General features: G+C 70.4%; 12 protein-coding genes. 7 read left to right on the forward strand and 5 right to left on the reverse strand.

Going from position 1 to position 14,790, the window contains the following annotated elements; all coding sequences use genetic code 11:
• Positions 1-391 precede the first annotated feature (391 nt).
• The 4 genes from ABH935_RS47510 to ABH935_RS47525 form a co-directional block, all read right to left on the reverse strand.
• Positions 392-1,588 carry an acetyl-CoA acetyltransferase gene (locus ABH935_RS47510; protein WP_370384616.1) on the reverse strand — a complete coding sequence of 399 codons (1,197 nt, stop codon included), beginning with the start codon at positions 1,586-1,588 and terminating at the stop codon, positions 392-394.
• Entirely contained in the window at positions 1,588-3,033 is a 1,446-nt protein-coding gene (locus tag ABH935_RS47515) for an OB-fold domain-containing protein (protein WP_370384617.1), read from the reverse strand. Before ABH935_RS47515 ends, ABH935_RS47510 begins: the two co-directional genes overlap by 1 nt.
• Positions 3,034-3,108: 75 nt before the next feature.
• Positions 3,109-5,028, reverse strand: coding sequence for a hypothetical protein (locus ABH935_RS47520; protein ID WP_370384618.1), 1,920 nt, complete (start codon positions 5,026-5,028; stop codon positions 3,109-3,111).
• A 159-nt stretch (positions 5,029-5,187) separates the two neighbouring features.
• Entirely contained in the window at positions 5,188-6,975 is a 1,788-nt protein-coding gene (locus ABH935_RS47525) for a substrate-binding and VWA domain-containing protein (RefSeq protein WP_370384619.1), read from the reverse strand.
• A 210-nt stretch (positions 6,976-7,185) separates the two neighbouring features.
• On the opposite strand from ABH935_RS47525, the gene ABH935_RS47530 reads away from it, so the two are divergent.
• The 7 genes from ABH935_RS47530 to ABH935_RS47560 all read left to right on the forward strand — a co-directional run bounded on the left by ABH935_RS47530 (position 7,186) and on the right by ABH935_RS47560 (position 13,405).
• Positions 7,186-8,142 (forward strand): neutral zinc metallopeptidase, encoded by a 957-nt coding sequence (locus ABH935_RS47530; RefSeq protein ID WP_370384620.1) that lies wholly within the window; start codon positions 7,186-7,188, stop codon positions 8,140-8,142.
• A 420-nt stretch (positions 8,143-8,562) separates the two neighbouring features.
• A complete protein-coding gene (gene mihF / locus ABH935_RS47535) occupies positions 8,563-8,877 on the forward strand; it encodes an integration host factor, actinobacterial type (RefSeq protein ID WP_015793934.1) in 315 nt (104 codons plus the stop codon).
• 99 nt (positions 8,878-8,976) lie between these two features.
• The gene (gene gmk / locus ABH935_RS47540; protein WP_370384621.1) at positions 8,977-9,582 is read left to right on the forward strand and encodes a guanylate kinase; all 606 of its coding nucleotides are present in this window, start codon (positions 8,977-8,979) and stop codon (positions 9,580-9,582) included.
• Between the two features lie 61 nt (positions 9,583-9,643).
• Positions 9,644-9,955, forward strand: a complete 312-nt coding sequence (gene rpoZ / locus ABH935_RS47545; RefSeq protein WP_194921380.1) for a DNA-directed RNA polymerase subunit omega — start codon at positions 9,644-9,646, stop codon at positions 9,953-9,955.
• Positions 9,956-10,036: 81 nt separating this feature from the next.
• A complete protein-coding gene (gene coaBC, locus ABH935_RS47550; RefSeq protein ID WP_370384652.1) occupies positions 10,037-11,260 on the forward strand; it encodes a bifunctional phosphopantothenoylcysteine decarboxylase/phosphopantothenate--cysteine ligase CoaBC in 1,224 nt (407 codons plus the stop codon).
• Positions 11,261-11,385: 125 nt separating this feature from the next.
• The gene (metK, locus tag ABH935_RS47555) at positions 11,386-12,585 is read left to right on the forward strand and encodes a methionine adenosyltransferase (protein WP_370384622.1); all 1,200 of its coding nucleotides are present in this window, start codon (positions 11,386-11,388) and stop codon (positions 12,583-12,585) included.
• 205 nt (positions 12,586-12,790) lie between these two features.
• A complete protein-coding gene (locus ABH935_RS47560; protein ID WP_370384623.1) occupies positions 12,791-13,405 on the forward strand; it encodes a TetR/AcrR family transcriptional regulator in 615 nt (204 codons plus the stop codon).
• A 282-nt stretch (positions 13,406-13,687) separates the two neighbouring features.
• On the opposite strand, the gene ABH935_RS47565 is transcribed toward ABH935_RS47560, so the two are convergent.
• Positions 13,688-14,758, reverse strand: coding sequence for a Gfo/Idh/MocA family protein (locus ABH935_RS47565; RefSeq protein ID WP_370384653.1), 1,071 nt, complete (start codon positions 14,756-14,758; stop codon positions 13,688-13,690).
• Positions 14,759-14,790: the final 32 nt, after the last annotated feature.

Consider the following 14,790-nt stretch of genomic DNA (forward strand, 5'->3'; position numbering starts at 1 on the left):
ACGGACAGCACCCACACCGGTCATTTTCGCGCCGCCACGACGGCGCGGCAACGCCGTGCCAGGACTACTCAACCGAACTGCGTCCCCCCGCGAGGTCATCAAACCGTGCGCGAAGCCGTAAAAATCGCCTGTACCCCAAGAACACACCGCCGCCTGCCGACAAACAGCAGTGGCGCCTGACCCGCAGTGTGCGACTCGGGCATGCCGGCATTTTGTTAGGGAATTATCGCCCCTTATACACAGATATAGCACGCGCCGCCGACAAAGATCGCCTGCAAAACCGCCGAGCAACCCCACCCCGGCAGCACCGCCCAGCACCGCCCCTACCCCGGCAGCACCGCCCAGCACCGCCCCCAAGCCAGAACCGCCCCCAAGCCAGAAGCACCCCCCTTCACCCCACCTTCGCACCAAGAATCGACACAAACCCCACCATCTCCCCCGGATACCCCCCAAGATTATGCGTCAGCGCAAGCTCCCGCCGCCCGAACGTCCCAATCCGCCGCTCCTCCGGCGCCTCACCGCGCAGCTGGAGCCAGGCCTCATACATCATCCGTAGCCCCGAAGCCCCGACCGGGTGTCCGAAGGACTTCAGCCCGCCGTCGGGGTTGACCGGAAGGTCTCCGTCGAGCTCGAACGCCCCGGACAGAACGTCCTGCCACGCCTTCCCACGCTCGCAGAAGCCCAGGTCCTCCATCAGAACGAGCTCGGTGGGGGTGAAACAGTCGTGCACCTCGGCCATCGCCAGCTCGCGACGCGGGTCGGTCAGTCCCGCCTGGCGGTACGCGTCCTCGGCGGCGGCGACGATCTCCGGGAAGGTCGTGTAGTCGTAGGCCGGGTCGCCCAGAGCCAAGCCGTTGCCAGCGACCAGCGACAGGGCTTTGATATACAGCGGCCTGTCGGTATACCGCAGCGCGTCCTCCGCACGAACCACGATCGCCGCCGCCGCCCCATCAGCCACGCCGGCGCAGTCGAACACCGACAACTCCCCAGCCACACGCGGCATCGCGAGCAGCTGCTCGACCGACCACTCCTTACGGAACTGTGCCTTGGGATTGCGAGCGCCGTTGGCGTGGTTCTTGGACGCGATGCGGGCCAAGACCTCGCGCATCTCCTGCGCACCGACGCCGTATTTCGCCCCATACGCAGGCACGACCATGGAGAACATCGCGGCAGCGGTGACCGTGCGGGCGGTGCCGTCGCCCGGAATCGGGAACGCGTTCAGACCCTGGTAGCCAGAGTCCTTCACCTTCTCAACCCCGACAGCCATCGCGACGTCGTAAGCGCCCGACGCGACCGCGTACGCAGCCTGGCGCAGCGCCTCAGAGCCCGTCGCGCAGTAGTTCTCGACGCGGGTGACGGGCTTGCCCTCCAGCTCCAGCGGCCGAGCCAGCGTGATGCCGCTCATCCCGGACTGCGCGGTGCCGAGCCAGTACGCGTCGATTTCCTCCTTCGCCAGGCCAGCCCCGGTGAACGCCTCAGACGTCGCCGACAACAGAAGCTCGTCAGCCCCGCTGTCCCAATGCTCTGCGAAGCGCGTGCAGCCCATGCCGACGATCGCGACGCGGTCCTTGATGCCGTGCGAGGCCATCAGCAGCTCTCCCTTTCCGTGCGGCCGCCAGTGCGGCGGACGGGCCGCGCTTTCCAGAAGTAGTTGTGGACGCCGTCGGCGCTGCTCAGACGACGGAACGTCGCCTCAACGCGCATCCCGATCGCGACCTCCTCAGCGTCAACATCAGTGAGCTCGATCGGCAGGCGCCCCCCACCATCGAAGTCGACGACGGCGAAGACCACCGGCGGACTAGGCGAGTACGCGAGCCGATCGACGGTGAACGTCACGATCGTCCCCTCACTGCCCGCCGCCGGGTGCGGAGCCGTGTCGAACGAGGACGGCGGGAGATGAACGGTGGCCCCGTCCGCACTCTCGCTGCCAACGAGCGCGAACTTCCACTCCGCAGCGCGCGCGGCAGCCGCCGCGGAGGTGCGTGCCGGTTCAGGACGGCGCGGCGGCTCGACGGCCAGGAACCCGCGCCAGGCTAGGTAGCGGCCGTAGGACACGCTGCCAGACTCTGCGAGCTGGTCCGCAACGGGGCGTGCGGGGCGGTAGAACGCAAGAGCTTCTGTCGTGCGCCACAGAAAGGCATCGGCGCCATCCGCCAGAACCAGGAGCACGATGGTCTGGCCTGGCTGCGCGACTTCGAGGGCTGATGCAAGCAACAGCGCAGGATGGGCCGCGCCCGAGTTGCCGACCGTTCTCGTGAACGGGTCGTGGTGACGTGCGGCCGACACGCCGGTCTTCTTCAGAACGGACTTCACAGCGCGCTCGTGGGTGCCGGCCACAAGCAGGATGTCGATGTCATCCGAAACCTTGCCGTCCGCCGCGAGCACGGCATCCCAGGCTTCAGTGGCGAGCGTGGCGTAGCGCGTCTCCCCGAAGCGGTCCTCCCAGGTCTTCGAGGTCTGATCGCCGGGCGTGCGCCAGCGGTCGAGGAACTCCTCGGTAGTACTGGTGTGCGCGAGGAGTTCGGCCAAGACGGGAGCGCCGTCGGTTCCATCACCGACGAGCAAGCCCGCGGCCGCGTCGCCGCCGGCCGACTCGTCGGCGCTGCCGGGGCGGCCGGTGCGGAGGTCGGAGGCGACGACGAGGTGTGTTCCGGTCCCGGTCAGGGCGGCGTCGAGCGCGGCGGTCGTCGAGCGGACGGCTCCGGTGGCGTCGTAAGCGGCGGTGGTGCGGGGGAGGCGGAGGGCGGCGTGCAGGGCGGTGGCGTTGGTGCGGTCCTGGTACGCGGGGGCGGTGGTGGTGAGCCACAGGGTTCTGATGGTGTCGGCGAGCCGGCCGCGGTCGCCCCTGCTGCTTTCGCCTTCCCGGTGCAGCGCGGCGCGGGCGGCGGCGACGGCCATGGTCGTCGTGTCCTCGTCGTAGGAGGCCACGGCGCGGGTGCCGGTTCCGCCTCCGGCGCCGGCCACGGGTGCGATGGCGGTGCGGTCCAGGCGGCGGTACGGCAGGTGGACGCCCCACCCCAGGATTCCTCGCATGGCGGCATCGTAGCGGAAATCTGATGGGGCGTCAGATTGCTGGGAGGGGCGCCGGGATGACCAGGATTACCGGGATCAGGGCACTTCCCCGGCCAACTCCTCCAACCCGAGCCGGATGAGCTCGCCAGACACGTCACGCTCCAGATCGCGATGACAGGCGCAGCGCCGCAGCGGCACGTTCAGCGCCATGCAGATCGCCGCACCGTAGAGGCGGACGGTGCGTGCCTGGTTCGCGGAGGTCGCGCCGGCCGGATGCGAGATGGCGCCGGCGACCAGATCCGCCAGCATCTCGCGCTCCCGCGCCACCCCCAGCCACCGCATACCGGCCCCGGCGGTGGAGCGGACCGCCGCGCTGGCCGAGGGCGCGAGGCCGTCGACGTTGCGTGCGATGCGCGCCAGCGCGGTGCAGTGCGCCGGACTCCACTCGACGTAGCAGCGTTGCCACAGCTCGGGGCCGAGGACGGTGGACAGGACGGTGCGCAGCGGCGGCTCCGGCGCCGGCTCGGTGAAGCCCGGGACGATGAAGTCGGGGACCGCGATGTCGTTGGCCGCTGCGGCTGGGGTCGCAGCCGGGGGCGTGGGCACGACAGCAGGGGCCGGAGCAGGAGCAGGAGCAGGAGCCGGAGCAGGAACAGGAATCGGAGCAGGAGCCGGAGTCGGAATCGGAGCAGCCCGTGGCTTGCGCTTGCGCTGCGGCAGCGGCGGCCGGTTCGGCGACGGATGCATCGGACGCTCGGGCGGAACGAAGTCGGCACGCAGGAATTCGGGAACCACCAGATCATCAGGATCGATCGGCGGCATGCGATCGATGAGCGTCGGCGGATCAGGGTCCGGCTCGGCAACAGCCTGATCCGCCTGCGCACCGAGCACGACGCTGCGCATCGGCCCGATGCGTGGCGTTCTGCGGGGCGGCGCGGGGTCGGCACCCTCAGACGTCTCAGAGGGCTCGAACTCGATCCGCGGCAGCGGCCGGGTCGGAGCCTCGTCGCGGAAGAGCGGACGCGCACCGATCCAGTCGGGATCCAGCGCACGCTCCCTCCGCAACAACGGACGCTGCTCCGCAGGGCGCGCCTCGGCCTCATCGGCGACTTCCTCCACGCGACGCTTGCGATCAGCACGCTCGCGGTCAAGGTAGGACTTCTGGCTGACCGGCATGGCAGGCACGCGCGCCGGTTCAGCGGGCTCGGCCTCCGGCACGGTGTCCGAAGGCTTCCGGACCGACGCGCCCGACATGCGCGCCGGCTCAGGATCGCCCTCTTGCGCAGGCCCAAGCTCAAGCGTCGACTCGGGCCCTGATACGCCAGCCTCGGGCTCGACCTCAAGCGCGACTTCCGGCTCGCCAGCCTCGGGCTCCTGCCCAGCATCGCCCTGCTCTTGCCCGGCATCGCCCTGCTCTTGCTCAGTATCAGGCATATGCTCCGATTCCGGCTCGGCCTGCTCGTGCTGCGCCGCGCCAGCCCCGCGCGCCTGCACCAGCTCCTGCTCCGGTTCAGCCGCAGCCCCCGCCCCGGCGTGCTCTACCTCAGCATCCACCTCGGCGCGCTCCAACTCAGCCCGCTCCACCTCGGCCCGCTCCACCACGCCAGCTCCCGCCGCCCGCGCACGCCGGCTCCGCTCGCGGTCCAGGTACGACAGCGGCCCGACCGGGCCGGCGTCCGGCTCCGGCCCCGCCTCCGGCTGCGCGTTCTCCGTCATCAGCTCCTCGTCAGCGAGGGTTCCCGCTGCGGAGTCCTGCGACTCCTGGCCCGCCCCTGGCGTCACCCGGGCGCGGAGTTCGCTGGCTCGCGCCATCAGGTCCGCGCGGGCGGTGGTCCAGGCGGTGGGGGCGCTGGTCAGCCTCGGGTCGGCGAGGGTGATGATGCGCATTGCGTGGCGCGGGGGGTGCAGGGCGGTGCCGCCCAGGTTGCGGTGCTGGGGGCAGCGGGTGCCCGGTTCGCGGACGTGGCGTTGGCACGGGCTTCCGTCGCGTGTCGGCGCGCCGCAGTGAAATGCCATGGAGGCAGTTTCCCGATTCCGGCTCGGGTCTGTCATGCGGTTCGTACCAGATCGTTAACACGGGAATCCCGCAGTGGGCGGCCGGCGGCCCTTCGCGTCCTTACGCGCGCCATACACGGACCCTGCGATGATCGCCCCGGAAGCCATGTCAGCGCGTCATCAGTGCGTCTCAGTGCTCCCCAATATCGCCGACGTCATCTGCCCCATGTCGCTGAAGTGCACGGCCGCCCCGCCGGTGACCGCCGTGATCTTGTTCAGCAGGGTCAGGTCCACGTCCGCCCCCAGCGCCACCACGAACACCCGCACCGGCCGCGCCGGATCGACCGCGGCCTGCAGCTTCGCTATCAGCTGGTCCGAACTCATGCTGTTGAGGTTGTCGTCCTTCCCGTCGGTGAACACCGCGACCGTGTTCACCCGCGCGGGATCCCAGCCCTTCTGCACCGCCTGGTACGCCGCCAGCAGCGCGTCGTACAGCCCGTTGCGCGACCCCGGCTTGTCCGCCAGCGCCCCGTACGCCGCGGTCATCCGCTGCCCGTGCGTGGCCCCGCCGGCGTCCGCCGAGCCCAGCTCCGCGATCGGCAGCACCTGGTCGATGACGGTCGAGCCGGCCGTGTCGCGGCTGGTGGTGAACGTCCACAGCCCCATCGCCGCGTGGCTGCCGAACAGCGTCATCGCCTTCTCACTCGCCCCCGCCGTCAGCTCCAGCCGCGTCTGCCCGGTCCCGACGACCGTCTGCGCCATCGACCCCGACACGTCCACCACCGCCAGCATCCGCAGCTGCCGCGTCAACGTCGCCCACAGCGCCAAAGCCTGCGGCGCCTGCCCGTAATCGGCCCGCGTGGCCGCCGCCAGCTGGCTCCCGTGCAGCTCCGGATCCGCGGCCAGCACCTGCGACGGCGCCCCGTCCGGCGACCGGAAACCCTGCTGCCGCAACGCGTCCTGAGCCGTCGTCCGCAAGTACGTCAGCAGGGCGTTCGCCGCCATCGCGTGCGCGTTGTCCGCGCCGTTGAGCACCACCAACGGATAGTCCAGCGACGCCGAACCGTCCGACGGATACAGCGCGGCCAAAGGCACCGCGGGCTTGCGGCTGTTGTACCGGAACACCTCCTGCTCCGACGCCGGGAACGCCGCGACGTTCGCGGCCGGCTTCGCCATCAGCGCCGTCATCGAGCCCGCGGCATTGTCCGCCATCCCCTTGACGAACCCGGTGATCCCGACCTTCAGCTGCGGATCGTTCACCGCCTGGGTCAACATCCCGTCCAGCACGATCAGCGCCGACAGCCCCGCGCCGTCGTGCGTCGGATCAGCGATCGCCACCACCGGCGGTGCACCGGCCTTCGGGTTCTGAGTGCTCGGCGCCCCCTGGCTCTGCGTCAGCGCCAGCTTCACGAACTGCTCCCAGCTGAACGCCCCCGAAGCCCCCGCGCCGCCCAACAACCCCGCCACCGGCTTCGGGGACGCCACCACCGTCGGCGAATCCGCCACCGAGTTCCCGGTCTGCGGCAGCAGCGCCTGCCCGGCCCCGGTCGCCCGGGCCAGCTCCAGCCACAGCGACGTGTCCGGGATCCACACGTCCGGCCGACTCTTCACCCCCGCCGGCGCCGCCCCGCTCCCGGCCAGGTAGTGCGCCGTGTCCGCCGAGTCGGCCGACGTCATCACCACCCGCACGCACGGCACGGGCTGCGACGTCAGCACCGGCGCCAGCACCCCGGCCAGGTCCGGGGCGACCGCCGCCGAGATCGTCGTCGGCCCCGTCACCGGGCACGAGACCTGGCCGCCGCCCGCTCCGCCGGCTCCGTCGGCTCCGGACGGGTGCCGGTGTCCCGCCGCGTACCAGGCGGCCCCGCCGGCGGACGCGCCCAGCACCAGGAGGACGACCAGCGTGATCGGCACCGACATCCGGGCGCCACGCTGCGGGGCGGAACGGTGATGGTGCCCATGCGCCATGGCGGCGGTTCCTTCCGTGCGGCCTGCGCTACTCCCGATGTGACCTGTGACACTCGCGGAACGCGCGCAGGCTAGTAGCTCAGGGCTCGAATTTCCAGACGCCGGGTGCCGGCGGTCGTTACCGCACTCCCGGAAGAACCCCGGACGAGCCCCGACCGCGCTCCCGCGTGTCGGCGCAGGCCCGGGCGATTCGTCCAGGAAGATTGCGATATGCAGTTCGACGACGACGCCCAGCTGGACTCCGGCCAGGTCCGCGACGAGCGCGGCTCCGGGCCCTCCCGGGGCGGTGGCCTCGGCGGGGGATTCGGCGGCGGCTTCGGTCTGCCCGGCGGCCGCGGCGGCCTGGTCGGGCTGATCCTGGCGCTGATCGCCGCGGTGGTCGGCGTGCCGCTGGCGCTCACCGACGGCTCCGGGACGTCCTCGAACTCCCTGTCCTCCGCCGGCAGCGGGAACGCCGCCGGCCCCGTCACCAGCGGCTCGCTGGCCGCCAAGTGCCGCACCGGCGCCGACGCCAACGTCAGCGACGACTGCCGCGCGGTGGCCGTGGTGAACTCCGTGCAGAACTACTGGACCGGCTTCTTCGCCCGCAACAACCAGAAGTACCCGCCGGCCCAGACCGTCATCTTCAGCGGCGCCACCCGCACCGCCTGCGGCAGCGCGACCTCCGCCGTCGGGCCGTTCTACTGCCCGGGCGATCGCACGGTCTATCTCGACCTCGGTTTCTGGCAGGAGCTCAAAACGAAGTTCGGCGCGCGCGGCGGTCCGTTCGCACAGGCCTACGTCATCGCGCACGAGTACGGCCACCACGTCCAGAACCTCACCGGCGCGCTTCGCAACAGCCAGTCGTCCCAGCAGGGCGCGAACAGTGGTGCGGTCCGGGTCGAGCTCCAGGCAGACTGTTACGCCGGGCTGTGGGCGCACTCCGCGACGACGACGAAGGACGCCGGCGGCAGGGTTCTGATCAAGGACCTCACGAAGCAGGACATCTCCGACGGACTGGACGCCGCGGCCGCGGTCGGCGACGACCGGATCCAGGCTCAATTCCAGCACCGGGTGACCCCCGAGACCTGGACGCACGGCTCGGCGGCGCAGCGTCAGCAGTGGTTCCTCACCGGTTACCAGACGGGGGACTTCCAGTCCTGCGATACTTTCTCCGGCGCGCTTTGAACCTCCGTGCGATATTCCGTCCTTGTCCCGGCGTTGCTCAAAGCGTGGATGCGTCACAGGCCGAACGCGGTCGTGACCGATACCTCGGCGCGCCCTAATGCCGGTTCGGGCAAACGTATCTGACGCGATATCAGGGGCATGACGAGTTGATTCGAGCCCTGAATTCCACCACGAATTACGCCGGACTCGCCCCCTTTTCGCCGGGTTTGCACACCGGTCCAGCTCACGAGAAGCGCCGATCCCCTCTCCTTGCCCCCGACTACGGGTGTACGCTGCGGATTCGTTCCACCAGTTGTATCCGCGGGACTCGTCCGCCAGGTGAGGTCCCGTATGTCTTGGGGGAGTTCGAGGCATGCCATAGGCCTCGGTCGAACTCGGACAAGTCCACCGACAGTACTCGAAGTCCAGAGGTGAACAGGCGTGGCTCTTCCGCCCCTCACTCCAGAACAGCGTGCGGCCGCACTTCAGAAGGCAGCCGAAGCGCGGCGTGAGCGCGCCGCTTTGAAGCTCCGTCTCAAGGCGGGCGGCGTGACGTTGTCCGATGTCGTGCGCGAAGGCCAGAAGAACGAGATCATCGGCAAGATGAAGGTCTCGGCTCTTCTGGAATCGATGCCCGGCATCGGAAAGGTCCGGGCCAAGCAGATCATGGAGCGTCTCGACATTTCCGAGACGCGCCGTATCCGTGGGCTCGGCGCCAATCAGATCGCATCGCTGGAGCGTGAATTCGGCGCGTGACGTCAGCCGAGCCCCGGCGCCTCATCTGAGACGCCGAGGCAAGGCGACGCGGTTCAACCGTCGGAATCGCGGCCCTGCGGCCCGGTACGATCTTCTCTCATGAGCGATCGCGCCGGAACGGACGGCCACGGTTCCGACACCACCGCCCCCGCACTGTTGACAGTGCTTTCGGGCCCGTCGGGCGTCGGCAAGACAACCCTTGCCAAGCACGTCCGCGAGGTTCACCCCGAGGTGTGGCTGTCGGTTTCGGCCACCACCCGCACGCCCCGGCCCGGCGAGGTCGACGGGGTGCACTACTTCTTCTACGACCGGCCTGCTTTCGAGGACCTGATCGCCAAGGGCGAGTTCCTGGAGTACGCCGAGTACGCCGGCAACATGTACGGAACCCCGCGCCACGCCGTCGAGCAGCGCCTGGACGCCGGCCAGCCGGTCCTTCTGGAGATCGAACTGCAGGGCGCGCGCCAGATCCGCGCGGCGATGCCCGCCGCCCGCCTGGTCTTCCTGGCCCCGCCCTCGTGGGAGGTGCTGGAGCAGCGGCTGCGCGGCCGCGGCACCGAGCCGGAGGACGTCATCGAGCGGCGTCTGGCGACCGGCCGCGTGGAGCTGGCGGCGGAGAGCGAGTTCGACGTGACGATCGTGAACACCACGGTCGAGGCCGCCGCCGCCGAACTGGTCGAGCTGGTGACCGCCGGGACGAACGCCTGATCGGCAGGTCGGGGCTCCGCAAACTGGTATCCTTGTGCGTCTGGGCCGTGCAGACCCAGAAATGATCTTGCTGCGACAGGAGTCCTCACGCGTGTCCGCCACTGAGCCCGAAGGCATCATCAATCCGCCGATCGACGAGCTGCTCGACGCCGCCGGCTCCAAGTACAGCCTGGTGATCTACGCGGCCAAGCGCGCTCGGCAGATCAACGCCTACTACTCCCAGCTGTCCGAGGGCCTGCTGGAGTATGTCGGCCCGCTCGTCGACACCCACGTCCACGAGAAGCCGCTGTCGATCGCGCTGCGCGAGATCAACGCCGGCCTGCTGACCGCGGAGCCGATCGAGGCCGGTGCGCCCGGCTCGGTCATCCAGTAGCGGCTTCATTCCGGCGCCGACCCCAGGTCGGCCGTCGCGCGCTGATCCCATTAGGGTCGAAGCGTGACTGAAGAATCTTCGATGCCGTCGCCCAACGTCGTTCTCGGCGTGGGCGGCGGCATCGCCGCGTACAAGGCCTGCGAGCTCCTGCGGCTGTTCACCGAGTCCGGGCACGCGGTCACCGTGGTCCCGACCGCCTCCGCGCTGCACTTCGTCGGCGAGCCGACGTGGGCCGCGCTGTCCGGGCGGCCGGTGGCCGCCGAGGTGTGGGAGCGCGTGCACGAGGTGCCGCACGTGCGCCTCGGCCGGCACGCGGACCTGGTCGTCGTCGCCCCGGCCACCGCCGACCTGCTGGCCAGGGCGGCGCACGGCCTGGCCGACGACCTGCTCACCAACACCCTGCTGACCGCCACCTGCCCGGTGGTCTTCGCGCCGGCCATGCACACCGAGATGTGGGAGAACGCCGCCACCGTCGAGAACGTCGCGACGCTGCGCCGCCGGGGCCTGTACGTCATCGAGCCCGCCGTCGGCCGGCTCACCGGCGCCGACACCGGCAAGGGCCGGCTGCCCGACCCCTCGGCGATCTTCGAGTACTGCCGCTCGCTGCTGGCGCGCGGGACCGCCGAGGCCGATCTGACCGGGCTGCACGTCGTGGTCTCGGCCGGCGGCACGCGCGAGCCGGTCGACCCGGTGCGCTACATCGGCAACCGATCTTCCGGCAAGCAGGGCTACGCGCTGGCGAGCACGGCGGCCGCGCGGGGCGCGCGCGTCACGCTCGTCGCGGCCAACACCGCGCTGCCGGACCCCGCCGGGGTCGATGTGGTGCGGGTGTCGACGACTTCGGAATTGCGCGATGCGGTGCGCGCGGCGGCCCGGGACGCGGACATCGTGGTGATGGCCGCGGCGGTCGCGGACTTCCGGCCCGCCGAACCCGCGGATTCGAAGATCAAGAAGGCCGACGACCTCTCAGCACCCGAGATTCGCCTGGTCCAGAACCCGCACGTGCTCCGTGAGCTCGGTCACGCGCGGTCGCGGCCGGGGCAGACGGTGGTCGGGTTCGCTGCCGAGACCGGTGATGCGCAGGGGACGTGGCTGGAGCACGGCCGCGCCAAGCTCGCGAAATACGGCGTCGACCTGCTGGTCGTCAACGAGGTCGGGGTGGCCCTGACCTTCGGCGCGGACCACAGCGCGGCCGTCGTGATCGGCGCGGACGGCTCGGAGGACCCGATTCCGGACGGTCCGAAGGAGCGGCTCGCGGACGTCATCTGGGACCGGGTACTTAAGCTGCGGACTCCCACCGACTAAACTGGTGGCGCGGTCGTTTCGATCTTCGTGACAGGCACGCGCCGACCAGGCGCGTGCGTGTCGTTCCAGGACCGGGGCGTCGCGTCGACCTGTAGTCAGCAGCCGCTGCGAACTGAGGAGTACCCATGTCCGGTACCGTCCGCCGCCTGTTCACCTCCGAATCGGTGACCGAGGGGCACCCCGACAAGATCGCCGACCAGATCAGCGACGCGATCCTCGACTCCCTGCTCAAGGACGACCCGAAGTCCCGGGTCGCCGTCGAGACCCTGCTCACCACCGGCCAGGTGCACATCGCCGGCGAGGTGACCACCACCGCGTACGCCGACATCGCGCGCCTGGTCCGCGAGACGATCCTGGCCATCGGGTACGACTCGTCCAAGAAGGGCTTCGACGGCGCCTCCTGCGGCGTGTCGGTGTCCATCGGCTCGCAGTCCCCGGACATCGCCCAGGGTGTCGACGACGCCTACGAGGCCCGCGTCGAGGGTGACACCGATGAGCTCGACCGCCAGGGCGCCGGCGACCAGGGGCTGATGTTCGGCTACGCCTGCACCGACACCCCGGAGCTGATGCCGCTGCCGATCGCGCTGGCGCACCGCCTGTCGAGCCGGCTGGCGGCGGTCCGCAAGGACGGCACCGTGCCGTACCTGCGGCCGGACGGCAAGACCCAGGTGACCATCGAGTACGACGGGCACAAGGCGGTCCGGCTGGACACCGTGGTCCTGTCCACCCAGCACGCCTCCGACATCGACCTGGACAACCTGCTCACCCCGGACATCCGCGAGCAGGTGGTGGCGCCGGAGATCGCCGCGCTGGAGCTGGACACCTCCGACTACCGGCTGCTGGTGAACCCGACCGGGCGCTTCGAGATCGGCGGGCCGATGGGCGACGCCGGCCTGACCGGCCGCAAGATCATCGTGGACACCTACGGCGGCATGGCCCGGCACGGCGGTGGCGCGTTCTCCGGCAAGGACCCGTCGAAGGTGGACCGCTCGGCCGCGTACGCGATGCGGTGGGTGGCCAAGAACGTGGTCGCCGCCGGGCTGGCGGAGCGTTGCGAGGTGCAGGTCGCGTACGCGATCGGCAAGGCTGAGCCGGTGGGCCTGTTCGTGGAGACGTTCGGGACCGGGCTGGTCGAGGACGTGAAGATCCAGGAGGCGGTGCTGCGGGTGTTCGACCTGCGGCCGGCTGCGATCATCCGCGACCTGGACCTGCTGCGGCCGATTTACCTGCAGACCGCGGCTTACGGGCACTTCGGGCGCGATCTGCCGGACTTCACGTGGGAGCGGACCGACCGTGCCGAAGCGCTGAAGAAGGCTGTCGCGTAGCGGGTTTGTTTTTGGGCCCCGGCTTCCCGTTTTTGGGGGCCGGGGCTTTTGCGTGGGCTGATGCCGGGGGCGCCGGGCGGTGTGCGATCGGCACCGATCGGTACCGTTTGATGTCAATGCGTTGTGGTCAATACGGTACCGTTCGATTCCGTTCCACACTTCAGCGCTGGCGCTCCGGCGGAACCGATCGATACCATTGACGGCCATGGCGGTACAGGCGCGCGAGCGATTGCTGACGGCGGCCGAGGACCTGTTCTACGCAGAGGGAATCCGCGCCGTGGGCGTGGAGCGGATCCTGACGGTGTCGGGAGTGGGGCGGGCTTCGTTCTACCGGCACTTCGCGAGCAAGGACGAGCTGGTGATCGCCGTCCTGACCCGCACCGACGAACGCTGGCGCGCATGGCTGCGGGAGACCATCACCGGATACGGGCTCCCGGCGGGCGAACGCCCCATCGCGGTGTTCGACGCGCTGGGGGAGTGGCTCGACGGCGCGGGCTACCGCGGCTGCGCCTTCATCAACGCCATGGTCGAGGCCGCCGACCGCACCAGCCCCGTCCACGAAGTAGCGGTCGCGCACAAGGACGCGGTCACGGACTACCTCGACCGCCTGCTGGCCGAAGCGGGCCGCGACGACCACGAGAACCTCGCCCCGGAGCTGATGCTGCTGGTCGAGGGCGCGCTGGTGACCTCGCTGCGTGAGGGCACGTCGGAGGGCGCGGCGCGGGCCGGGCGGATCGCCCGCGTGCTGCTGGCGCGGCAGCCGGATCCGCGGGACGCGGTACGGCGGCGGCTGCGGGTGGTGACGGGCGGGATTCGGTAGCCGGCTGGTTTCCGGGCCGGGTGGTTCCGGCGGCGCTGGTCACGGCATTCTGTTAGGGAATAATCACCCCTTATCGATATGTATACCGGCTGCTGCCGACAACTCGGTCGACTGCGAGCATGTGCATGCTCCGGCAACTCGGCAACTCGGCAACTCGGCAACCCGGCAACCCGGCCACTCGGCAACCTGGCAACCTGGCAACCTGGCAACCTGGCAACCCACGACCACGCGCCGCCATCGCCCTGAAGCGAGGCGGCGCGCGTCGGGTGCAGGTGCGGGCGCTTAGAGCGTCGCCTCCAGGGGGTCCCAGGCCTCCGGCAGGGTTTCCAGCTTCTCCGTCCAGGCCGGTACGTCCTCGAACGCCGCGGTCTGCGCCGAGGTCGCGATCGCCGCCATCACGTCCAGTACGTGCAGTGCCAGTTCGCCGGACGCGCGGTGGGCCGTGCCGGTGCGCAGGGCGCGGGCCATGTCCAGGACGCCGATGCCGCGGCCGATCGAGGTGCCGGTGGCCGGGATCTCCTCGGTGTCCTTGGAGCCCCGTCGGCGCAGGTGCAGGCTGCCGTCGAAGTTGTTCGGGTCCGGGACCAGGAGGGTGGCTTCGGTGCCGGTGATCTCGATGCTCTGTCGGGGCAGTGGTGAGTCGAAGCTGAGCGTGGTCGTGGCGCCCGCTCCGTCCCGGAACTCCAGCAGGGCCGTGACGTGCGTCGGGACCTCGACCGGGAATACCGTTCCGGCCTTGGGTCCGGAGCCGATCACGCGCGTCTCGCGTGCCTTGTGCCCGGCGGCGGCGACGGTGCGGACCGGGCCGAGCAGCGCCACCAGCGCCGTCAGGTAGTACGGGCCCATGTCGAACAGCGGCCCCGCGCCGTGGGCGAACAGGAACTCCGGGCTCGGGTGCCAGCTCTCGGGCCCCGGGCTCTGGAACGCCGCCGCTGCCGCGACCGGCGTGCCGATCAGGCCCGAGCCCACCGCGCGCAGTGCCGACTGCAGGCCCGCGCCGAGGAACGTGTCCGGTGCGTTGCCGACGCGCACGCCGTGCGCCGCCGCCTCGGTCAACACCTGGCGGGCTGCCGCCGGGTTCAGCGCCAGCGGCTTCTCGCCGTAGACGTGCTTGCCGGCGGCCACCGCGGCCAGGGCCACCTCGGCGTGCGCCGCCGGGATGGTCAGGTTCACGGCCAGTTCGACCTCGGGCAGCGCCAGGACGTCCGGAACCGATCCCGAGATCGGGACGCCGAACTCCGCTGCCGCCGCAGCAGCCCGTGCGGCGTCGATGTCGGCGATCGCCACGACGAACAGGTCCGGGAAGCGGGTCAGGTTGCGCAGATACTGCGAGCTGATGTTGCCGGCGCCGATGACCGCGACGCCGACCGGACCGGACCGCGCCG

Origin of the sequence: Catenulispora sp. GAS73, assembly GCF_041262085.1 — a bacterium.
GTDB lineage: Bacteria > Actinomycetota > Actinomycetes > Streptomycetales > Catenulisporaceae > Catenulispora.

Bases quoted from the DNA above. Each gene is read 5' to 3' on its own strand.
- metK (WP_370384622.1), top strand. From the start codon at position 11,386: ATGTCCGGTACCGTCCGCCGCCTGTTCACCTCCGAATCGGTGACCGAG.
- gmk (WP_370384621.1), top strand. From the start codon at position 8,977: ATGAGCGATCGCGCCGGAACGGACGGCCACGGTTCCGACACCACCGCC.
- coaBC (WP_370384652.1), top strand. From the start codon at position 10,037: ATGCCGTCGCCCAACGTCGTTCTCGGCGTGGGCGGCGGCATCGCCGCG.
- ABH935_RS47510 (WP_370384616.1), bottom strand. From the start codon at position 1,588: ATGGCCTCGCACGGCATCAAGGACCGCGTCGCGATCGTCGGCATGGGC.
- rpoZ (WP_194921380.1), top strand. From the start codon at position 9,644: ATGATCTTGCTGCGACAGGAGTCCTCACGCGTGTCCGCCACTGAGCCC.
- ABH935_RS47560 (WP_370384623.1), top strand. From the start codon at position 12,791: ATGGCGGTACAGGCGCGCGAGCGATTGCTGACGGCGGCCGAGGACCTG.
- ABH935_RS47525 (WP_370384619.1), bottom strand. From the start codon at position 6,975: ATGGCGCATGGGCACCATCACCGTTCCGCCCCGCAGCGTGGCGCCCGG.
- ABH935_RS47530 (WP_370384620.1), top strand. From the start codon at position 7,186: ATGCAGTTCGACGACGACGCCCAGCTGGACTCCGGCCAGGTCCGCGAC.
- ABH935_RS47520 (WP_370384618.1), bottom strand. From the start codon at position 5,028: ATGGCATTTCACTGCGGCGCGCCGACACGCGACGGAAGCCCGTGCCAA.
- ABH935_RS47515 (WP_370384617.1), bottom strand. From the start codon at position 3,033: ATGCGAGGAATCCTGGGGTGGGGCGTCCACCTGCCGTACCGCCGCCTG.